At 28.8% G+C, this 21,407-nt stretch carries 19 protein-coding genes; 8 read left to right on the forward strand and 11 right to left on the reverse strand.

Annotation, left to right across the window (positions count from 1 at the left end):
* Positions 1-162 precede the first annotated feature (162 nt).
* The 5 genes from IPH62_07725 (at position 163) to IPH62_07745 (ending at position 5,787) form a co-directional block, all read left to right on the forward strand.
* Positions 163-2,400: a carbohydrate binding family 9 domain-containing protein gene (locus IPH62_07725; protein MBK7105156.1), complete on the forward strand. Its 2,238-nt coding sequence runs from the start codon at positions 163-165 to the stop codon at positions 2,398-2,400.
* A gap of 177 nt (positions 2,401-2,577) precedes the next feature.
* Positions 2,578-3,153, forward strand: a complete 576-nt coding sequence (locus tag IPH62_07730) for a sigma-70 family RNA polymerase sigma factor (protein ID MBK7105157.1) — start codon at positions 2,578-2,580, stop codon at positions 3,151-3,153.
* An 18-nt stretch (positions 3,154-3,171) separates the two neighbouring features.
* Entirely contained in the window at positions 3,172-4,149 is a 978-nt protein-coding gene (locus IPH62_07735) for a hypothetical protein (protein MBK7105158.1), read from the forward strand.
* On the forward strand, positions 4,130-5,269 hold the full coding sequence (locus IPH62_07740) for a hypothetical protein (GenBank protein MBK7105159.1): 1,140 nt from the start codon (positions 4,130-4,132) through the stop codon (positions 5,267-5,269). Before IPH62_07735 ends, IPH62_07740 begins: the two co-directional genes overlap by 20 nt.
* Positions 5,270-5,517: 248 nt before the next feature.
* Positions 5,518-5,787 (forward strand): RNA-binding protein, encoded by a 270-nt coding sequence (locus tag IPH62_07745; GenBank protein MBK7105160.1) that lies wholly within the window; start codon positions 5,518-5,520, stop codon positions 5,785-5,787.
* 143 nt (positions 5,788-5,930) lie between these two features.
* Here IPH62_07745 and IPH62_07750 read toward each other — a convergent pair whose 3' ends face one another.
* From IPH62_07750 to IPH62_07790, 9 genes are all read right to left on the reverse strand, one after another.
* Positions 5,931-6,110, reverse strand: a complete 180-nt coding sequence (locus IPH62_07750) for a hypothetical protein (protein MBK7105161.1) — start codon at positions 6,108-6,110, stop codon at positions 5,931-5,933.
* A 24-nt stretch (positions 6,111-6,134) separates the two neighbouring features.
* A complete protein-coding gene (locus tag IPH62_07755; GenBank protein MBK7105162.1) occupies positions 6,135-7,925 on the reverse strand; it encodes a bifunctional metallophosphatase/5'-nucleotidase in 1,791 nt (596 codons plus the stop codon).
* Positions 7,926-8,165: 240 nt separating this feature from the next.
* Entirely contained in the window at positions 8,166-8,378 is a 213-nt protein-coding gene (locus IPH62_07760) for a cold-shock protein (GenBank protein ID MBK7105163.1), read from the reverse strand.
* 217 nt (positions 8,379-8,595) lie between these two features.
* Positions 8,596-10,104, reverse strand: coding sequence for an FAD-dependent oxidoreductase (locus IPH62_07765; protein ID MBK7105164.1), 1,509 nt, complete (start codon positions 10,102-10,104; stop codon positions 8,596-8,598).
* Complete coding sequence (locus IPH62_07770; GenBank protein ID MBK7105165.1) at positions 10,101-11,090, reverse strand: Rieske 2Fe-2S domain-containing protein; 990 nt, start codon at positions 11,088-11,090, stop codon at positions 10,101-10,103. Before IPH62_07770 ends, IPH62_07765 begins: the two co-directional genes overlap by 4 nt.
* 140 nt (positions 11,091-11,230) lie before the next feature.
* Positions 11,231-11,935, reverse strand: a complete 705-nt coding sequence (locus IPH62_07775; GenBank protein MBK7105166.1) for a lycopene cyclase domain-containing protein — start codon at positions 11,933-11,935, stop codon at positions 11,231-11,233.
* Between the two features lie 3 nt (positions 11,936-11,938).
* Positions 11,939-12,784 (reverse strand): phytoene/squalene synthase family protein, encoded by an 846-nt coding sequence (locus IPH62_07780; protein MBK7105167.1) that lies wholly within the window; start codon positions 12,782-12,784, stop codon positions 11,939-11,941.
* Positions 12,765-14,246, reverse strand: a complete 1,482-nt coding sequence (gene crtI, locus IPH62_07785; GenBank protein MBK7105168.1) for a phytoene desaturase — start codon at positions 14,244-14,246, stop codon at positions 12,765-12,767. The genes IPH62_07780 and crtI overlap by 20 nt, the downstream gene beginning before the upstream one ends.
* Before the next feature lie 228 nt (positions 14,247-14,474).
* Positions 14,475-14,693, reverse strand: coding sequence for a hypothetical protein (locus IPH62_07790; protein MBK7105169.1), 219 nt, complete (start codon positions 14,691-14,693; stop codon positions 14,475-14,477).
* Between the two features lie 121 nt (positions 14,694-14,814).
* Between IPH62_07790 and IPH62_07795 the strand changes: the two genes are divergently transcribed.
* Together IPH62_07795 and IPH62_07800 are read left to right on the forward strand one after the other, a co-directional pair.
* The gene (locus tag IPH62_07795; GenBank protein MBK7105170.1) at positions 14,815-15,738 is read left to right on the forward strand and encodes a MerR family transcriptional regulator; all 924 of its coding nucleotides are present in this window, start codon (positions 14,815-14,817) and stop codon (positions 15,736-15,738) included.
* A 22-nt stretch (positions 15,739-15,760) separates the two neighbouring features.
* Entirely contained in the window at positions 15,761-16,294 is a 534-nt protein-coding gene (locus tag IPH62_07800; protein ID MBK7105171.1) for a glutathione peroxidase, read from the forward strand.
* Positions 16,295-16,312: 18 nt separating this feature from the next.
* Here IPH62_07800 and IPH62_07805 read toward each other — a convergent pair whose 3' ends face one another.
* Both IPH62_07805 and IPH62_07810 read right to left on the reverse strand, forming a co-directional pair.
* Complete coding sequence (locus tag IPH62_07805) at positions 16,313-17,674, reverse strand: deoxyribodipyrimidine photo-lyase (protein MBK7105172.1); 1,362 nt, start codon at positions 17,672-17,674, stop codon at positions 16,313-16,315.
* Positions 17,675-17,718: 44 nt separating this feature from the next.
* Positions 17,719-19,992 (reverse strand): TonB-dependent receptor, encoded by a 2,274-nt coding sequence (locus IPH62_07810; protein MBK7105173.1) that lies wholly within the window; start codon positions 19,990-19,992, stop codon positions 17,719-17,721.
* 319 nt (positions 19,993-20,311) lie between these two features.
* On the opposite strand from IPH62_07810, the gene carA reads away from it, so the two are divergent.
* Positions 20,312-21,388, forward strand: coding sequence for a glutamine-hydrolyzing carbamoyl-phosphate synthase small subunit (carA, locus tag IPH62_07815; protein ID MBK7105174.1), 1,077 nt, complete (start codon positions 20,312-20,314; stop codon positions 21,386-21,388).
* Positions 21,389-21,407: the final 19 nt, after the last annotated feature.

Here is a 21,407-nt window from a genome sequence, read left to right on the forward strand (position 1 = left end):
TTTTCCTAAAATAAATATCCGTGACAATTTTTGACAATTTTTTACACGTAAATGACAATGTTTTTTTTAAAATCAATTAACTTTTCCTAAGTAAATCTTTTAAAGATTTAAGAAAGTAAATAATAATCAAATAAAAATTGAATAAAACTTTAAAGTAACATTATGAAATTTCGATATCCTTTTCTCACATTTGTATTTGCAGCAATTTTATTAATTTCCGTTACTCAAGCTCAGCCAAGCCCAATAAGCTCAAAGCCAGAGTTCAATATTATTAAAATTGATAAACCAATAAATATAAATGGAAAATTAGATAACCCGCTTTGGCTGCTTTCTGATCAAATTGAAATAAGTTATGAAATCAGACCGGGTGATAATACAGCGGCGACAGAAAATACAATTGTAAAAGCCTTATACGATGAAGAAAATTTATATTTTGGTTTTAAATGTTTTGATTCAAAGCCAGAAGGTATAAGGGCAAATCTTTCTGAAAGAGATAAAATATTTTCTGATGATTATGTGATTTTAATAATTGATACTTATGGCGACGCACAAAAAGGATATGAATTAGCTGTAAATCCTTTGGGAATTCAAGGCGATCTACTTGCAACATTTAATAATGAAGATATAAATTTTAATATGATTTGGTATGCCGCAGCTTCGGTAAATGATTCCGGATGGACCGCGGAAATGGCAATTCCGTTTAGCAGCTTAAATTTTGATGAAACCAATAACCCGGTTTGGGGATTTAATGCCGTTCGAACAATTCCGAGAGAAAGCAGAACTCAAAATTCTTGGACGTATATCGATAGAAATATTCCGGGATTTATGAGCCAATCCGGATGGTTAAAAGGGTTAAAAAATCTTAAGTCAATTACAAATATAGAATTATTACCTTATGCTATTGGTCAGTATAACGGAAGTTTAATTGATAGTGAAAATCCGAATTCAGATTTCAAATTTAATCCAGCCGAAGGAAGAATTGGCGGAGGAATAAAATATTCACCCAATCCAAATTTATCTTTAGAAGCTGTAATTAATCCGGATTTTAGTCAAATAGAATCTGATGCCGATCAAATAAGTGTGAACACAAAATTTGCACTATTTTATGAAGAAAAAAGACCGTTCTTTTTAACCGGAAATGAATTGCTGCCAAATCCAATTTATTATTCAAGATCAATTAATGATCCTTTGGCTGCTTCAAGAATTATTGGGAAAAGCGGGTCACTTTCGTATTTATATCTTGGAGCTTATGATAGAAATACTGTTTTTGTAGTTCCCGGCGAAGAAGAAAGCAATACTGTTGAAACAAATAAAAAATCTTTTGTAAATATTGGAAGATTAAGATATGATTTTGGTGATGAAGATTTTATTGGTGCAAAACTATTGACAAGAAATATGAACGGAGGTCATAATTATGTTTTTGGTTTTGATTGGAATTATAAATTTTGGGATAATTGGATTTTTGAAGGACAAGCTTATTTATCGCAAACAGATGAGTTAAATGATAGTTCATTGTTTGAATCTTCCAGAAATTTTGGAAGCTCTAATAATACAGCAAAGTTAGATGATGAAAAATATTCCGGAAACGTTGTACATTTTTTTCTATCTCGATCCGAAAAATTTTATTACTTTAATATTGAATCAAATCATATAAATCCAACTTTTCAAACACATAACGGATTGTTAAATGTTAGCGCGTTTAGAGAACAAAAAATGTATCATTCTTATAAATTTTATCCAGATAGTTCTTTCTTTGATAGAATTGATGTAAATCTAAATTCTAATCTTCAGAATAATTATGATGGAATAATTAAGCAATTTAATCTTACTCCATCTTTAAATCTAAATATGAAAGGACAAACATATTTTTACATTCAGTATCATGTAATTAAAAATGAAAAATTTAACGGAAGTACATTTAAAAATACTAACGACGCATACTTTGAATTAAATACAAAACCTTTAAAAGAAATTTCGTTTGGAATAAGCGGTTCTGTGGGAAAATATGTTTATAGATCGGATGATCCAAAAATCGGAGTTGGTCATAATCTCGGCGGATATTTAACATTAAAACCCTCATCAAATTTAAATGTTAGTTTATCTTATAATCGCGCAAGACTTTCTGATAAAAACTCAGATAAATTATTTTATGACGGAAACATTTATAGACTTTCGGCAATTTATCAATTCTCTGCTGAAGCTTTTTTCAGAACAATTTTTCAATATAATTCATTTGATAAAGCATTTAGATTGTATCCACTTTTTAGTTATCAAATTGGAGCTTTTACAACTTTATATGCCGGTGCGACAAGCAATTATCTCAACTACAAAAATAATTTTGGAATAAATAATACAGATCAGCAATATTTTATAAAATTGCAATATTTGGTAAGCTTATAAAATTTTCTCCAAACTCCTTATTAATTGTTATATACAATCTCATGAATCTAATGCCATCTCAAAAGATGGCATTTTTATATAAATTTTGTTGTAAATATTTCTTCGATAAAAATTATTTTAAACATCACAACCTTTTCTTAAGAACAAAGTCTAAATATTTAGTAAACAAGAAAAATAATGCAAGACGATAATCAACTAATAACCAGAGCGCAAAAAGGTGATAACATTGCTTTTGAACAGCTTGTTGTAAAATACGATCGCATTGTTTTAAATATTGCTTACGGTTACAGAAACAATAAAGAAGATGCACAAGATATTTATCAAGAAGTGTTTTTAAGAGTTTATCGCGGCTTGAAAAATTTTCAATCAAGAAGTCAATTCTCAACTTGGCTTTATAGAATTACGGTTAATGTTTGCATAGAACATAAAAGAAAAGAAAAAAATTATGAGTATCAATCGCTTAATAAATTTGATGATGAAAATGAAAATAATTTTATGTTTGAATCTAAATTAGATAGCGGTGAAAGAGTTGACCAATATTCAATTGAAAGCGAACGAAATAGTTTTATTAAAGCTGAAATAGAGAAATTACCTAAACAATTAAAGATGGCATTCACATTAAAATATTTTCAAGGAATGAAGATTAAAGAAATATCAAATTTTATGAATGTAAGCGAAGGAACAATAAAAGGATATTTGTTTGCTTCATCAAAAAAATTGAGAGAAAAATTAAAACCAATTTTGGAAATGTAGAAATATTTTGGTGAAATTATGAAACACAAAAAATATAAAGAATTTTTAGAACTAAATATTTTAGGTGAACTTAATAAAAGTGAGCAGACCGAATTGGAAAATCATTTGTTGGAATGTAGCGAATGTTCCGAAGAATATTCGCAATTGAAAAAGTTTTATTCGGTTTTAGAAAAGGAAGCTTTAGAATTTCCCAATGAAAATGATTTGCAAAATGCAAGAGTTAAATTATTCAGCAAAATAAATGAAGAAAAAAGCAAACTATCATTTTTAGAAAAAGTTAAAATCTTTTTTGAAGAATTATTTATAAGTAAATATGCAATTGCATTTAGTGGATTAACTTTAGTTTTGACGGGATTATTTATAGGTTATTTAATTTTTAATACTTCTGATTTTAAAACAAACAAATTTGCGAATAACGAAATCGATTTAGATGAAATCGAAAATTTGGAAATTACAAATGTAAATTTGCCGGAAAAGTTTTCCTCAAATTATGAGTTTGAAGTTAAAATGAGTGAAGGAAAATTAATAGCTTACGAAGGAAATTTAAATGATATAGTAATTCAAAAACTTCTTGCAAAAGCATTCAAGGAAACAGAAAATCCGGGTTTTAAAATTAAAACCGCAAATTCCGTTGTTGAATTTATGCCTAAGAATTTTCATCCCGATGAAAAAATAAAAAGTGCATTTATCAATTCTGTAAAAACCGATCAAAATCCCGGCGTTAGAAAAACAGCAATTCAAGCATTAATTAATTTTCCGTTTGATAATGAAATTAGAGATGCTCTTTTGCATACTTTGGAAAATGACAACAACGCAGCAAACAGAATGGATGCGATAAATATTTTATTAGCAATGAATTTGAAATCACCAAAAGTTGATAACAATACAAGAACAAAATTAGAAGAAAGTATTTCTATAGAAGATAATGAAGTTATAAAATTAAAAACTGCAAATTTATTGCGCGGAGGTAACAAAAATGAAAATAAGTATAATTAAGATTTTTGCAATTGTTCTAATTTTAAATTTTGTGAATTATTCACAAAATAAACAGCCATTAGTAAAAACTTTTTCAGCATCAGCCGGTGAGAATTTAGACATGAATATTGATCCGGGAAATATTGATATTCAAACATGGTCAAAAAATGAGGTTAGCATTGAAGTTGTTTCAAAAAAGAAATATGAAATTGAAAATATTGTTTCAGAAAAAGTTGGCAATACAATAAAATTTCATTTGGAGTTAGAAGACGGCTGGAATAATAGTGTAACCGTAAAAGTTAAAGCTCCATCAAATTTTAATTTTGATCTTAAAACTACCGGCGGAAATATTAATATTGAAAATGCAATTTCCGGAAAATTACTTGCTGAAACTGAAGGCGGAAATATAAATTTTAAAGATGTTAAAGGAGAAGTTTCAGTTAATACTTCCGGAGGAAATATTAGCGGCGAAAATGTTGAAGGAGATGTAAATCTTCACACAAATGGTGGAAATATTTCCTTGGGAAATGTGAAAAGCGGTAAATCAAATATTGATACTTACGGTGGAAATATTAGCGTGGGAAATATTACTTCTGATTTGACAGCAAAAACACATGGCGGAAATATTAGTATTGGTGATGTTGGCGGAAATGCAGAAGTGTTTACATACGGTGGACATATTTCAATGGAAAAAGTTTCCGGCTCGGCAAAAATGGAAACTTACGGCGGACATTTAAGTTTGGAAGGAGCTTCCGGAAAAGTTGTTGCTAAAACTATGGGCGGACATATAAACTTAAAAAATATTTCAGGAAGTATTGATGCATCAACAGAAGGCGGACATGTTTATGCAGAATTGGATCCTAAAGGAAATACAAATTCTTCGCTTTCAACTTCCGGCGGAAATATGGAATTAAAAATTCCTTCTTCTGCAAAAGCAACAATTGAAGTTTTTATTGAAACCGATGAATTTGAGAAAGATGAAGTTGAAGAAATTTTACAATCAGATTTTCCATCAAGTAAACTTAATGCAGATGGAGATGAAGGTAAAATAAATGCTATATATGTTATTAATGGAGGCGGAGCAAAAATTTCTATGAAATGCAGTGGCGGTGAAGTAAAAATTAAAAAGTGGAATAAATAAATTTACAACCTTTTTAACGCAGGCTGAAATCTTAAAACTTCAGCTTGCGTTTTCTTATAACAAGTTAAGCTGCGGCTACAATTATCTCCCATCAAAATAACCCAATGAATTTTGGTATAATCATTTAAATGAACTATATTGAATTTGGTTTTTAAATTCTTATCAATAATTCCAAAGCATTCCTTGATATTTTAGTTTCATTAAAAACTTCATCACAAATTAATTTATAATTTTTTAAAGAGGGAAGAATGAACATTTTTGTAGGCAATTTAGATTTTGATGTTACTGAAGAAAATTTGAATAAAGAATTTTCTAAATATGGAAAAGTAGCTTCTGTGAAATTAATTAAGGATTTGTTTACTCAAAAATCCAAAGGATTTGGTTTTGTTGAAATGAACGATAATTCCGAAGCAAAAATTGCAATTAAAGAACTAAATACAGCAAAAATATTAACTAAAAATATTGTTGTAAACGAAGCGCGACCAGAAAAAAATAAAAGAAAGTTTACCAATCGATAAAGCTAGTTCCCAATATTTATTCCATAATTTTATAGTAAGAAGTAGATCAAAAATTAAAAATCTGCTTCTTTATTATAAAACTTTTCAAAATACTTTGCAGAAAAAATCAGAAAAATAATTTTATGTAATAATAATTTAGAAAATTATTTTACCAATGTTTCGCAGGGAATTCCGAAATAAACTCCCAAATAATAAGGCCAAAGCAATAATGCTAAAACACCTTTCCAAAAAGTAAGTTTTAGAAATCCAATTGTAAATAGCCAGCCCATAAACCAAAATCCGCCTGCTACGCTGTGATTTTCAACTTTTACTTTTGAGTCCATTTTTACTCCAAAGAAATTTTGAAATTATTTTGTTCCATAAAGTAAATTATAATCTTTCTTCTTAGCTAATTGAGCCCAATCTTCCGGTATTATTTTCCAATTTTTATTTTCAACCGGATTTATAATTTTTTGATTTTCAATCCAAGTCATCATATAAAATCGCAAATCTTTTTCTGTAGAATTTATTACTCTATCAGATAATTCATCTTTAGGAATTTTTGCGCCGTTTACTAAATGTCCTCCTCCGCCGTTTCCTCTGTAACTATTTATTGCAACTTTATATTTTTTAGTTAAATCAAAATTATTTTCATTTGAAAATGATTTTATTGTAATTCTATCTCCGGGAATTTTAGAAACATCTACAACATATTCAATACCTTCCGCGGAATCAAAATTGTAATAACGATTTTTTAATTCTGCAGAATTATTTCTTTTAGAGAAAATTAATTTTCCATTTTCATCTTTTTCGAACATTAACAAATTATCATTTTTATCTTTCATTGTGTTAAACCAAATTCCGTAAGAATATTCCAAATAATCTTTAATTTCTTTTCCGGTTAATTCCATTGTGTACAAAAGATTTTCATATCTGTAAAGATCAAACATATCTTTAACATAAACTTTCCCGGAATCAATTTGTGAATAAATAGAAAGCGGCGCAGTGAAAGAAATATCAGCATTGGTAAGCTCAAGTTGAATTTTATGAATTAAATCAACAAATACAGAATTTCCAAAAACTGAATTTTTTGCCGAAACAGTTTTGGTAAAAGTTCCAATTTCTCTAGAAACAAAATCTTTTACAATTTTAAATTCGTTGGAAAAATTATTCATAAAATTTTTATCCGCTTCAAAATCAGATGAATTTAAAATTTTACCGGAAATATTTTTCTTCCATTTTTTCGATTGTTTATCAAAACTCAATAAAATATTTGCTTCACAAAAACTGTTGGATCTTGCCGAAGGTCCTAAAATTAAAACAGAATCTCCGGCAGAATTTTTTACTTTAAAATTCCATTCATGATGATCATGACCAACAAAAACAATATCAAAACCGGGAACTTGTTCGACAATTAATTGAGAAGCATTTTCGTTACGCGGAGTTTCAGCAGTTTGATTATCATAAGTAAAATCAACACCGGCATGGAAAAGTCCGATTACTAAATCCGGATTCTCCTTTCCCTTAATTATCGGAATCCACTTTTTTGCTGTAATAATCATATCTTCAAATTCAATTCCGGACCAAATATTTTTTGGCAGCCAATTTGGAATTCCCGGAGTTATCAATCCCAATATGGCAATTTTAATTTCTTTATTTTCTTCCGATTTAAAATTTAAAATTTTGTATGGAGGGAAATATGGTTCATTTGTTTCTGTATTAATTGCGTTTGCGGCAAGCCAAGGAAAATTTAATTCACTTTTAAAATTATCATAAACAGAATGTCCCGCTTCGATATCATGATTTCCAACAGTTCCGGCATCATATTTCATATAATTCATTACATTTGCTAATAAATGAGTTGTATCGGTTTTAACAAAATTGTAATAATAAACGGAAGGATCGCCTTGAAGAATATCGCCGTTATCCAAAAGAATTAATTGCTGATTTTTATTTTCCCTTTCACTTTTTATATAAGAAAATATTTGCGCCATTGAATTGTTGGATTTTTTATTTTCCGTAAAATTAAAAGGATAAATTGCGCCGTGAATATCGCTTGTTTCAACAATTTTTACATTTACATTTTGTGCATAATTTGAAATTATTGCAGTAAAGAATAAAACAACGAAACGTAATTTATTTGTATTTAGAAATATCATTTGAACATCCCAAAATTTATTATTGCTTTGTTGAATTTAGCAAAAGTAGTAAGAAGTTTTATATAAAAATAAAATCAAAGTAAAAAAATATTTTAAAGAAATAGTTAAGTAATTGTTAAAACAATTAAGAGATTGGAAGAAATAAATTTTGCATGATTTGTTTTACAATAGTATAGAAATTAAAGCAATAAAAAAGCTCCCATAAAGGGAGCCTGGGGTTTTAAATATTTTGTATCAGTTTTATTTTACAACTTGTACATCAGCAGCTTGAGGACCTTTTTCACCATTGGTAACAACAAATTCAACTTTATCATTTTCTTTTAAAGTTTTGTAGCCATCGCCAATAATTGCTTTAAAATGAACGAAAACATCTTCGCCATTTTCTTGTGAAATAAAACCATAACCTTTTGAACTATTGAACCATTTTACGGTTCCTTTTGTACGCTCTGCCATCAAACAGATTCTCCTAAATTAATTAAAAATAAACTGACAGAGCTTTGAAAAGACTTTGAAGAATAAAACTGATATAATTCGGTTTTTCTGAAACTACTTTTAAAGATACTGTCATTTGATACAAAACTATAGAAAGAAAATTGTTAAATCAAATAGATTAATTACTTTTTTTACAATTAATAATTTTTAAGAAAAAAATAATTTAAATGAACAATTATTATTGTGCAAAAATTCCTTTTAACGGAACAGATAAAATTGGTTCTTCCTGTAAATTTTCTTTAGTTAAAATTTTATTAACGGCGTAAATTGCCGAGCTTGCAGAAGCTTCCATTAACATTGCCGGAATTGGGAGTTTTATCCAATCGCCCGTTAAATATAAGTTATTTATTGGAGTTTTTGGTGCCGGTCTATTATTATATAAATTAGTGTGAAATGCAGTAAAGTCGTTTTTAACTTGCAGACTTTCATATAAGATTTTTGCAGATTTTAATTCGGGAAAATATTCAAAAAATTCTTTTAGCAATTGTTCGCGAACTTTTTCTTTATCAAAATGAACAGGCAAAGCATAAGAATGTAATTCATAAATACCACCGTTATTTTTATTTGCCCAATCAGCGCTTTCTTTTTCCATATTATGATAAATTGTAACCGAATCTAAAATTTCCAAAGCATCTGTAAAAATAAAGAATGGTAAATTTTCACCAATTCGCTTATTCATCCAAATTCTTAAAACTGCATATCTTTGAGATTTTTTTTGATTCATGATTTGTTGATAAAAATTTGGTTCTTCATTTTTAATAAATTTTGAATTACCAAAAATATTTTGTGTCCCTCGAATATCTGTCGCCATTACAACGTAATCAAAACTTTCATTATTAATAGAAAAATTTTCCAAATATTTATGAATGGAATTTACTTCAGTATTTAGAACAATTTCTCCGTGATTTTTTTTTATAAATCTTTCTGCCGGAAATAGCAAAGTATTTTGAAAATCATCATTCAAAACATCATAAATCAATCCGTGATTATTGCTTAAAAAATAGAAATGAAAACTCTTAATAAGCTCAGCCATCGATATATATTGAGGTTCGGCAAAAAATGCTCGCGAAAATGTTGTGAACATTAATCTCATTTCGTTTGGCAATTTAATTTTATCTGCATATTCATGAAAAGAAATGTGATCGAACTTTTTGAATGTTTTATCTTTATCGTAAGTTAAAAGTGAAATTAGCTCTGCAAATTTTGGATTTTTAAAAATATCTTTGAATGAATAGATTCCGGATTTTCTCATTGAGAGAATATTTAGAATGGGAGTTGTTTCAATATTCTTAAAACTAAATTCACCATATTTTTTTGTTTTAATTAAATAATCGTCAATAGGAATAAGGTGTTTGAAGGAATCTATTTTTTTTAGAATTTCTCTCAAATTATAATATTGTCTAAAAAATGCGTGAAAACCGTGCTCAACATTTGTTTCAAAATTATCATCAAACTTAACTTTCCAACTTCCTATTTTACCGCCGAGAAAATTATCTTTTTCAAATAATTTTACTTTAAAACCTCTTTCATTCAATAAAATAGCTGATGTTAAACCCGCAATTCCGCTTCCAATAATTGCGACTTTAATTTCTCTTGAAATATTTTTCTCAAGTTTGGTATCAACTTTATTAATTTGGATTTTGTAATTATTTAATTTCCATTCAATAATTTTATCAAATAAACTCATTCAACATCTTCCTTTATACGTTTGCGCCAATATTTACGGAATGCAAGTGAAACTTCATCTCCTTTTACACTTACTTCGTGTAAATCATTTTTTGTTTTGTCTAAAATTCCTTTCTGCGATTTTAACAAAGCAATATCTTCGTTAACAATTTTATTTGATTTTTTTGCCATAAAATATTTACCAAATGCCGGAAAAAATCCGAATATATTTTTCCATAATGTAATTTGCATCATGCTGATTTTGTTATCATCGACTTGCATAAAATGTTCAAGAATTAAAAGAGTTCTATTCTTAAATCTTGCTTCTAACCGAGAAATATTTGGATAATAAAATCTATAATAAACTTCTAATTCCGCTTCTTTCCCGAAATACATTTTTTCAGAAACGTTTGCAGTATTTGATCTGTAATAATTTCCCTCAATTCCATCATCAAGAAAATTTATTTTAAACTCTGCCGGAAATTCATTTATTTGTCCAAGTAAATGCTTAATGGAATCTTTGTGTGTATATTTGATATGGTAAGGATCAATCAAGCTTTCCGCTGCAGATTCCAAATCAGCTTCAAACACATGTTCTTTATATGTAAAATCCCAATCATTCATTTCTAAAATATTTGGAGGATTTATTATTTTTGATTTTTCTTCATCACCAACAAAAACCCAAACCCAATTATTGAATTCTTTGATAGGATATTTTTTAATTACTGCTTTTGGCGGAATTTTAGTTCCGGGCAATTGAGAAGGAATTAAAACGCAAGATCCGTTGCAATCATATTCCCAGCCATGATAACCGCATACAACATTATTTTCATTCAAATATCCAAGAGATAATTTTACATTTCTGTGGCAACATCTATCTTCAAGCGCAGTAGCTTCTCCATTTTTAGCGCGATAAATAATTATATCTTCACCAAGTATTTTCTTGGAAATTATTTTTTGTGTCAAATCTTTAGAAGGACAAATTAAATACCATTTATTTCTAAGCATTTTTCTCTCAAATTATTTGTAGCATCAGACTTTAGTCTGAGGTTTAATAGATTCCCGATAGGAACATTCGGGAATGACAAAAATTCTTTGCAATCACATAAGTTGTGAAATAATTTAGATAATACTTGGATGTTTAATAATTAAGAAAAATTCCGGTTTATTTGCTTTTCAAAAATTGTTGTTGATAAAATTATTAACGCATACCCAAACAAAAAATCTTCAATAGGAATTGTAAAAATTCTAAATCCTAATTGATAAATTTCATTATATGTTACAATCGGTCGCCATGTCAAATATCCATTAAATATAAAAGTGAATACCGAAACAATAGAAATATAAATCCAGAATAATTTTCTTCTAAACAATTTTGCTCCATATGTTTTATCAATAATGATTGAAGCAATTAAAATGGTTAGTGAAATTGCAGTATATTCTTTATCAAATACTACGGCGATCAATATTAGAAAAAGAAAGAAAACAGAAATTATTGATATGAAAAAATTTTCATCAAAAGTTTTAACATTTTTAAAATCATTCAAATAATTTTTGTCATAGAATCTTTTTAACATTTCCCAAGTAAATAAACATGCAAAAGGAACAGTTAAAAAAAACATAATTTCTTCAATTGGCAGCTCAAAAATTTTAAAACCAATAATATAGTTTTCTGAAAAATACCAATGACGATTTGTGACAAAAATATCCCAAATAATAAACGGAACTGCAGAAATTACAATTGAAATTATCGCCGATTTCCAATAATTCAAAAAGTAAAATTTCTTTAATGATCCGAAGAATATTGGTCCTGATAAAACAATTAAATTAAATATTAAATATTCGTATTTCACAATTTATGTTAGATTTATAACTTTTATTTCCCAAAAGGATTTTAGAAATAAATAAATTTTATAAAAATTTGAAATTCTTACGCGCTTGCTCATTAACTGTTTTACATCTAGTCTTTTAATTTTCTTGAACAACATAAAATAGTAAAGATAAGCTGAATAAACGCCAAGCTTTACTCCAATTGGCAATTTCAAAATTCCTTTTAAAGCTTCATGGAATTCTTCTTCAATTTCAAATTCCAGACTTTTTTTATTTGTATTGTTAATTAACATTTCATGATGAACATCCGGCAAGTAAATTCTTTTACGGTCTGTCAAATCACTGTTTATGTCGCGCAAAAAATTTACTTTTTGAAATGCCGAGCCCAACATTTTTGCCGAGTGAACAAGTTCATTATATTTTATGCTTTCTCCGTTGCAGAAAACTTTTAAACACATTAATCCAACAACTTCTGCAGAACCGTAAATGTATAAATCGTAACTTTTTCGTTCGTAAGAAGTCTCATCCAAATCCATTTCCATACTAAGAAGAAATGCATCAATTAAATCGTTTCCTATATTATATTTTCTTGCAACTTTTTGAAATGAATGAATAATCGGATTTGTTGAAACCCCCGATATTATTGCATCGTACGTGTCTTCTTTAAGTTTATATAAAAGTTGTTTTTTATCTGCATGATGAAAAGTATCAACAATTTCATCGGCAACACGTACCCATCCGTAAATTGAATAAATCGATTCGCGGTATTTTGGATCGAATGCTTTAATTCCCCAACTGAAAGAAGTGCTGTAAGCTTCCGTTAACTTCTTACTAATTTTTGCACAGGTAATTTCATAATGATTGAATGTCATTGTTTATCCTTTCAGTTACTAATTTTGAACTAATCACTACCATTGGCAAACCAGTGCCGGGAGTAGTTGATGCGCCAACGTAGTATAAATTTGAAAAGTGTTCGTCTTTATTTTTTGGTCTAAATGCGCCAACTTGATTTAGATCATGAGCTAAACCTAATCCGCTTCCTCTGTAAAGATTAAACATTTGTTCCCAATCTTTTGGTGTTTTTATTGTTTTCGAAATTATATTTTCTTTTAGATTAAAATTTGTGCGAGAAGAAATATCTTCAATTATATTATCAGCTAAATCTTCCGCATCATCCCAATTATCTTTAAAGCGCAAATCGGGAACGGGACAAAGTATAAATAAATTTTCGCAACCATCTGGGGCGCAAGTTTCATCGGATTTTGAAGCTGCATTTACATAATAATAAGGTTTCTTCGGATTTATAGAAGACGTAAAAATTGTATCTGCATAATCTTTAAAATTACTTCCTAAAAAATAATTGTGATGAATCAATCCCGGAATTTTCCCTTTCACACCCAAATAAATTGTGAACGGTGAAAGTGTCCAATGCATTTTATCTAATTTGGTTTCTTTAAAACTTTTTCTGTTTAAAATTTTTCCTCTGAAAGACGCAGCATCAGAATTACTTGCAAAAATATCCGCATTCCATCTTTTACCAGTTTGATCAATAACTTCGGTAAGTTTTCCGTTGTTGTTTCCAATTCCCACAATTTCAGTTTTGTAAATAAACTCAACTCCTCGCTTGGTTAAAATATCCACAATGGATTTTACAACTGAATACATTCCCCCATGAATGCTCCAGTAACCATTGTGGCGCATTTCCGTATAACTTAACAAAGAATAAATTGATGGCGTTTGGAAAGGCGTTGAACCCAAGAAAAAAGCAACAAGAGAAAAAATTATTTTAATTTCTTCCGATGAAAAATTTTTGTCAAGTTCATCCCACATTGTTCTAAACAAGTATGGTATATGCTTAAAAGGAACTTTTGACATTTTATAAAAATAGTCTAACATTCCTTTGTAGTTTGATTGAACAACTTGTAATTCAGTATCGTGAAAAAACTCTCCGGCTCGATTTAAATATTTATTTAATTTTTCTGCAAGATTTGGTTCAACATTTTTAAATTCTTCTTCTAACTTTTTCAAATCCTTAAAAATTTTGTAAGAATTATTTTTATTCTCAAAATAAACTTGATAAATTGGATCAAGTTCTTTCATAACTAATGGATTTGCAACTTCTGCATCTTTGAATAAATTATCAAATTCATATGTCATGCTCATAAAAGAGGGACCAAGATCAAAAGTAAATCCATCTTTTTCTAAAATATTTAGTCTTCCGCCGGGAGTAGAATATCTTTCAATAATTGTAATTTTATTATTCGGATTTTTGGAAAGACGCAATGCAGTTGAAAGTCCTCCCAAGCCAGCACCAATTATTATAATTTTTTTCATATCAATTTTTAACTGTTAAATTTTGAATCTAAGTAGTTTCTTCTAAATAAAAATATTTTCTCAATATTTTTTCTTACGTAAAATTTATTTATTACATTTTTTAATGGTGAAAAATATAAATCGTATTCAATTGTATCTATCATCTTTGTTTTTCCATCAACTTCTTCAAACAGATGTGTGTGAATCCATTTTTTATATGGACCAAATGTTTGCTCATCAACAAAAACTTTATTTGGTTATCAAAGTTTTCCAAGGAAATTTTAAAAAACCTAATTTAATTGTATATCTAAATTCAGCACCAACTTTCATAATCAATGGTTTCTTAGTTACAATTTTGAATTTCAAATATTCCAGAGTAATTGTTTCTAAATTTTCCGGATTTTCAAAAAACGGAAAAATTTCCCCAGTTGTTTTATTGAATATTTGAGTTTGACTAAATTTGAACATTTTAACTATTTGTTTGTCAAAAAATAGACAAATGTCTAATATTTGTCAAGATAAATTTGAATTATTTTATTTATTTGATCAAATAAGTTGACAATTATTAGACAGTTTTGTATTTTTAAGCATGGAAAATATAATAAAATACCCAATTAAAGCAGTTGCGGATTTAACTGGATTAACAGAACACGTAATCAGAATTTGGGAAAAAAGATATAAATTAGTAATTCCCAACAGAACTGATACAAATCGTCGACTTTATTCTAAAGAGGATGTTGAAAAATTATCGTTACTTGCTAAAGCTTCAAAAAGTGGTTATTCAATTGGAGCAATTTCCAATTATTCTATTGATCAATTAAAAGAATTATTTGGTGAGAAAATTACAGAGAAGAAAGTTGAAGAATTAAATACAAACGAAAAAACAATTCAGCAGACCATAAACAATTGTATAACGTTTATAAAATCTTTAGATAAAAAATCTTTTGAGCAAGAACTTTATTCTGCGCAAATTAATTTCACTCAACCAATTTTAATAGAAAAAATTATTACTCCTTTAATTGAACAAATTGGCGATATGTGGAAATCCGGCGAAATAAGAATTATGCACGAACATATTTCTACAACAATAATTCGTAAATTTTTAACTCAGATTATTGATTCAAACTTAGTTGATACAAATGCTCCGAAAATTATAATTGCAACTCCAAAAGGTCAGCATCATGAACTTGGCGCATTGATTGTAGGAGTTGTTGCTTCGGCAGATGGCTGGGATGTAACTTATATTGGTCCGGATTTGCCCGGTGAAGAAATTGCCGCAGCAATTGAAAGTATTCATCCTAAAATTGTTGCGTTAAGTATTGTTTATCCTTCCGATGATATTATGCTTGATAAAGAAATGGTAAAAATCAGCAAGCTGCTAAATAACGGATCACAAGTAATTGCGGGCGGGAGAAGCGTAAATTCATATGAAAATATTTTAAAAAAGATGAATGCAAAAATTATTGTTGATCTTAATGAATTTAGAAATGAGTTAGAAAATATTAGAAAATAAAATGTATAAAATTACAATTATGATGACACTACTTTTATCACTTTTTAAGTTTAACGGAAAAGGTGAAAATTCTCCAAATATTTCCCAAATTTCTGTTAAAGATATTAATGGAAAAATAATTAAACTTTCTGAATACACGGGCAAAGTTTTATTGATTGTAAACGTTGCAAGTAAATGCGGATTTACAAATCAATATGAAGGATTGCAAAAAATTTACAAAAAATATAAAGATCAAGGATTTGAAATTTTAGGATTTCCATGTAATGATTTCGGCGGACAAGAACCCGGAACAAATAAAGAAATTCAAGAATTTTGTTCACTGAATTTTAATTTAACTTTTCCAATGTTTGATAAAGTAAAAGTTTTGGGAAATGATAAATCACCATTGTTTGAAGTTCTAACAAATAATTCCAAAACCGGAAAATCTGATATAAAATGGAATTTTGAAAAATTTGTAATTGATAAAAATGGAAACGTTGTTGATAGATTTAGAAGTATTACAACTCCGGAAAGTGAAAAAATTACTTTGCTTATTGAACAAGAATTAGTAAAATAAATAAGAAGTTTATTTTAATTAAAACAAATTTTGCTGATCTACATTCGAAAATTTTTCAATATAACTTTTCACATCAAATTTTCTTTTGCATCCGTTAAAATTCATATATCTAATTTTTCCGAAAACATTTCGTTCATTCCAAGCTCTATCGTGAACTCCACCGATTGACCAAGCCAAACCCACATAACCGTTTGGATCGCGCCCGTCTAATTCATATTTATCATTTAAGTAAATTCCAAATGCTAAAGCTTCTTCGGGAGATTTTGCCCATTCCAAAATTTTCTTCGCCCAATACATTCTCATATAACCGTGCATTTTACCAGCCGTAAGCATTTCTCTTTGTGCAGAATTCCAAAGTTCATCATGAGTTTTTGCAAATTCAAATTCTTCCAAAGTATAAATAAATTCACGTTTATCATTTCTGTGTTCATTCAAAGTTAATTTTGCCCAATCGTGAAATCCATCAAAGTTATCATAATTTTTATTGTAGAAACAAAAATTATCAGCAAGTTCTCTTCGCACAATTAATTCTTCCAAATATGATGAAACAGAAATATTATTTTGATCAAAACTGTTTAGTATTAATGCAATTCTTTGTGCTGAAATTTGTCCGAAATGTAAATAGGGAGAAATGTTGGAAAGCCCGTCTTTATTGGGATCATTACGATCTTCATTATAATTCTGCAATTTTGAATCAATAAAATTTTGTAAAATATTATTGGCGGAATTTTCACCCGGAATAAATTTTTCAACCGGTTTTACATCAAAATTAATTTTTAATGACTTATATAATTTATCCCAATCAATTTTATTTTGAATAAAATTATTTTTACTAAACTTTACTAATTTCGGAAATTCATCTAAATATTCCGGGAGCAAATATTTTATTTTTGGGCGAATTGTATAAGCGGCAAATTCTAATTTGTTTGAAGCTTTCCAAACTGGAATTATATTATGTGCATCAACTTCGTAAAAGGGAATTGATATATTTTTTGCAACTTTATCTTTCCAATTGTTAATAATTTTTAATGGATTAAAATCCGTAATAAGCAAGCCGGCATTGTGTGTTGCAATAAATGTGGGAATTTCTTCCTCGGGTTTTCCGGTTGTTATGTAGAATGAAATATTTAATTTAGCCAAATTCTTTTCAACTTCTTTCAATCCTTCAATCATAAAATAATATTGACGGTAAGTTGCTTGCAGAAATTCCGTAACCAAATTGAAAACGATAATTAATTTTTCATTTTTCTCTTTAGCTTTTTCATAAGCATAAATTAAAGCCCAATTATCGTTTACTCGTTGTTCGCGCTGCATCCAATAAACAATTGGACCATTTCCCAATTCACAATTCTTTAAACATCTTATTCTATTTATATTCATTGATAGTTAAAAAGTAAAAGACAAAAATCAAAAAATATTTTTAGCTAAAATTCAACACTAATTCCAATTGATGGCAGAATCCCAATTTCAGATTGTTCATCAATCTGCATAGTTCTGTAATCAAATCTTATCGCATTAACATTTTTTTGATTATAAATATTTTGTAAATCAATATATGCAACCATTGACCAATTACTGAAATTCCATCTTCGGTCAACCCTAATATCCAAGCCGTGTGTAGCTCCCAATCTTTCAGATAAATAATTATTTATACTTTGAGTTCCGTTAAAATTATATGGCGTATAAGCATTTCCGGTTGCGAGTCTGAATTTAATTGCGGCTTCCCAATTTTCACTAAATATAAATCCGGAACTAAAACTTACAATCCAGCTTTGATCATATTGACCGACTCTTTCAATTTTATCTAATCCGGTAAATTTAGTTTCGCTGTAAGTTACACTTAATATTCCATATAAATTATTTTGGGAAGATTTTTTTTGAATAGAAAATTCAATTCCTTTGGAATTTCCTTTTCCTTCACTAGATAAAGGTTCTAATCCGTAAGTGGAAAAATTATCATCAGAGCCCGGATAACCGGCGCCGGTATTGGCTAAAACTAAATATGTTCTTAATTTACTCGCGGGATATTTTGAATAATCTTTGTAAAATCCTTCCAATTTAATTTGAGTATCTTCACTTAACAAATGATCAATTCCTAAAATAAATTGATTTACTTGTATTGGTTTTAATGATTTATTTTCTTCTAAAGTAAGCCAAATATAAGACGGATTTTGATGATAAATTCCCGTACTAAAATTTAAATTTGTAATTTCTGAAATTGAATATGACAAAGAAAGTCTTGGACTAATTGAAAACTTCTCATCAATTGCATTAAAATAATCGCCTCGCAAACCAAGATTAACCCTAATTCTATTGAGTAAACTCGTACTATACAATCCGTACAAACCAAATTTATAAAAATCATCATTTACAATTGCAGATGTTACCGGAAGTGTTTCCCCAAAAGTTGTTACAAATTTATCTGGAAATAAAATTTCACTTTTGTATAAAATATATTTTGCAGAAGCTCCAAAATTTAATTCAGATGCATGCGCTAATTTATAAACAAAATCAGATTTTAATTCGTGTTCCGCTTCTTTAGATTTGTTCAAGAATATTGGATTCAGCAAAGTATCATTTTGAAATCCATCATAACTAATATAATTTCTGCTGAGCGCAATATTGTAAAATCCCTTGGAAAATAAATGCCGGAATGAAATTCCAGTTACATATTGATTTTGATCATTTCCCAAAATTCTTGAATTATCAAAAACATCTTCAGTATTATCATTGTTAAATTTTACGCGATCCAAAGCACCAACAAGTAAATATGATAGTTTATTGTTATTATCAAAATCGTAAGTATATTTTGCGAGAAGATCATAATATTCCGGCACGAAATTAAATCCGGCTGCGTTAAAAATAAAATCAAGATAACTTCTTCTAATCGAAAAAATAAAATTATTTTTTTCGGTAATTGGTCCCTCCAAATTAAAACCAAACTGCGAAGCGGAAACTAAAGCCTTACCGCCGATTTTATCTTTTCTTCCTTCGCGCAAATCAATTTTTAAAACCGAGGAAAGCTTATCGCCATAATTTGATTGAAATCCTCCGGTTGAAAAAGTCGTTTCGCTAACATAATCCAAATTCACAAAACTTAACGGACCGCCGGTTGCGCCTTGGTTTCCGAAATGATTAATATTCGGTAGCACAAATCCATCTACAATATATAAATTTTCCGAAGGAGCGCCACCGCGAACAACCAAATCATTTCTTCCGGCACTTTGACGCGCAACGCCGGGAAGCACAGAAAGTGCACGAACCACATCTTCAAACCCGCCGGGCGATCTGCGAATTTCTTCGTAACTGAATTTTTTAACACTGTTAACTTCAATCGAAGATTTTTCAAAATAATTGGATGTTACAGTTGCTTCACCTAATTCTATTACGGTTTCGGATAATTTAAATTCAAGAAAAGTTGGTTTGGCGGAATTTACAACAACATCAACTTTTGTAACGGGATTGTAACCAATAAAACTTGCTTTAACTTTATAAGTTCCGAATGGAATATTAGTTATTGTAAATTCTCCGTTTAAATCCGAAGAAGTTCCTAAAGTTGTTTCTTCAACAATAATATTTACACCGGGCAAAGCTTCGTTTGTAATTTGATCAACAATTTTTCCGGTAATTTTTCCGGAATTTTGTGCAAAAACAATTTGGGCAATAATCATTGTAAAAATTATGAATCTAAAAAACATATAAATTTCCTAAATTTTATTGATTCAAAGATAAAACATTGTCTAATATTTGTCAACAAATATAATCACAATTGCAAAAAATTTTAGACATTATTTAGACAATAAATTTTCATTCTTTCCAAAACATGAAATTTAACTTCAAATTATTTTTTTAAGTAAAACAAAATTGATAGAAAATTATTCAAGTAAATGCATAATATTTATCATTAGAATAAAATCCTTGCATAAAATAAACTTTAGTTTCGGATATTATTTTAAAAAATTGTATAATTGGCAAATCAATTTTTACAAATTAACACCTCATTTTATTAAGTATTTGATGCAAAAATCCAAAAAAATTTCACTTGTTTTAGAAGATAACTCAATTTATAATGGTTTTTCTTTTGGATATGAAGCATCCACAGCCGGCGAAATTGTATTTAATACCGCAATGACCGGATATCCGGAAAGTTTGACAGATCCTTCTTATTACGGACAAATATTAATTTCAACATATCCTTTAATTGGAAACTATGGTGTTCCGGAAGATAAACTTAAAAATGGAATTCCCGACATTTTTGAATCCGATAAAATTCAAGTTAAGGGTTTTGTAATTTCTGATTATTCTTTTGAATACAGTCACTGGAATGCTAAGAAAAGTTTATCGGAATGGTTAATTGAAAATAAAATTCCCGGTATTTTTGGAGTTGACACTCGTGCCTTGACCAAAAAGTTGAGAGAAAAAGGTTCGATGCTGGGGAAAATTATTTTTGAAAATGAAGATTTAGAATTTGTTGATCCCAATCTTGAAAATCTTGTTGATAAAGTTAGCATAAAAGAAAAAGTAACTTACGGCAGCGGAAAGAAAAAAATTGTTTTAGTAGATATGGGTGTGAAAAATAATATTGTGAGATGTTTGCTAAAACGAGATACAACTGTAATAAAAGTTCCGTGGAATTATGATTTTACGCAAGACGATTATGATGGAATTGTTTTATCAAATGGTCCGGGAGATCCGACTTTTTGCCAAGAAACAGTTGATAATTTGAAAAATGCAATTAAAATTGAAAAGCCAATTTTTGGAATTTGTATGGGAAATCAGTTACTTTCTTTAGCTGCTGGCGGATCAATTTATAAATTAAAATATGGACACCGAAGTCATAACCAGCCGGTTTTACAAGTTGGAACAAATAAATGTTTTATAACTTCGCAGAATCACGGATACGCTGTTGAGGATTCTCATTTAGACGAAGGCTGGGAACCGTATTTTGTAAATCTTAATGATGATACTTGCGAAGGAATTAAACATAAAACAAAGCCATTTTTCTCAACTCAGTTTCATCCGGAAGCATCTAGCGGTCCGACGGATACTGAGTTTTTATTTGATGAATTTTTAAATCTGATAAAAGAAGAATAGAACGCTGATGACACAGAAA

The organism is Ignavibacteriota bacterium (assembly GCA_016708125.1).
Taxonomy (GTDB): Bacteria; Bacteroidota; Ignavibacteria; order Ignavibacteriales; family Melioribacteraceae.

Bases quoted from the DNA above. Each gene is read 5' to 3' on its own strand.
- IPH62_07795 (MBK7105170.1), top strand. From the start codon at position 14,815: ATGGAAAATATAATAAAATACCCAATTAAAGCAGTTGCGGATTTAACT.
- IPH62_07780 (MBK7105167.1), bottom strand. From the start codon at position 12,784: ATGACATTCAATCATTATGAAATTACCTGTGCAAAAATTAGTAAGAAG.
- IPH62_07810 (MBK7105173.1), bottom strand. From the start codon at position 19,992: ATGTTTTTTAGATTCATAATTTTTACAATGATTATTGCCCAAATTGTT.
- IPH62_07735 (MBK7105158.1), top strand. From the start codon at position 3,172: ATGAAACACAAAAAATATAAAGAATTTTTAGAACTAAATATTTTAGGT.
- IPH62_07745 (MBK7105160.1), top strand. From the start codon at position 5,518: ATGAACATTTTTGTAGGCAATTTAGATTTTGATGTTACTGAAGAAAAT.
- IPH62_07760 (MBK7105163.1), bottom strand. From the start codon at position 8,378: ATGGCAGAGCGTACAAAAGGAACCGTAAAATGGTTCAATAGTTCAAAA.
- IPH62_07740 (MBK7105159.1), top strand. From the start codon at position 4,130: ATGAAAATAAGTATAATTAAGATTTTTGCAATTGTTCTAATTTTAAAT.
- IPH62_07765 (MBK7105164.1), bottom strand. From the start codon at position 10,104: ATGAGTTTATTTGATAAAATTATTGAATGGAAATTAAATAATTACAAA.
- IPH62_07805 (MBK7105172.1), bottom strand. From the start codon at position 17,674: ATGAATATAAATAGAATAAGATGTTTAAAGAATTGTGAATTGGGAAAT.
- IPH62_07800 (MBK7105171.1), top strand. From the start codon at position 15,761: ATGACACTACTTTTATCACTTTTTAAGTTTAACGGAAAAGGTGAAAAT.
- crtI (MBK7105168.1), bottom strand. From the start codon at position 14,246: ATGAAAAAAATTATAATAATTGGTGCTGGCTTGGGAGGACTTTCAACT.
- IPH62_07755 (MBK7105162.1), bottom strand. From the start codon at position 7,925: ATGATATTTCTAAATACAAATAAATTACGTTTCGTTGTTTTATTCTTT.
- IPH62_07725 (MBK7105156.1), top strand. From the start codon at position 163: ATGAAATTTCGATATCCTTTTCTCACATTTGTATTTGCAGCAATTTTA.
- IPH62_07770 (MBK7105165.1), bottom strand. From the start codon at position 11,090: ATGCTTAGAAATAAATGGTATTTAATTTGTCCTTCTAAAGATTTGACA.
- IPH62_07730 (MBK7105157.1), top strand. From the start codon at position 2,578: ATGCAAGACGATAATCAACTAATAACCAGAGCGCAAAAAGGTGATAAC.
- IPH62_07790 (MBK7105169.1), bottom strand. From the start codon at position 14,693: ATGTTCAAATTTAGTCAAACTCAAATATTCAATAAAACAACTGGGGAA.
- IPH62_07750 (MBK7105161.1), bottom strand. From the start codon at position 6,110: ATGGACTCAAAAGTAAAAGTTGAAAATCACAGCGTAGCAGGCGGATTT.
- carA (MBK7105174.1), top strand. From the start codon at position 20,312: ATGCAAAAATCCAAAAAAATTTCACTTGTTTTAGAAGATAACTCAATT.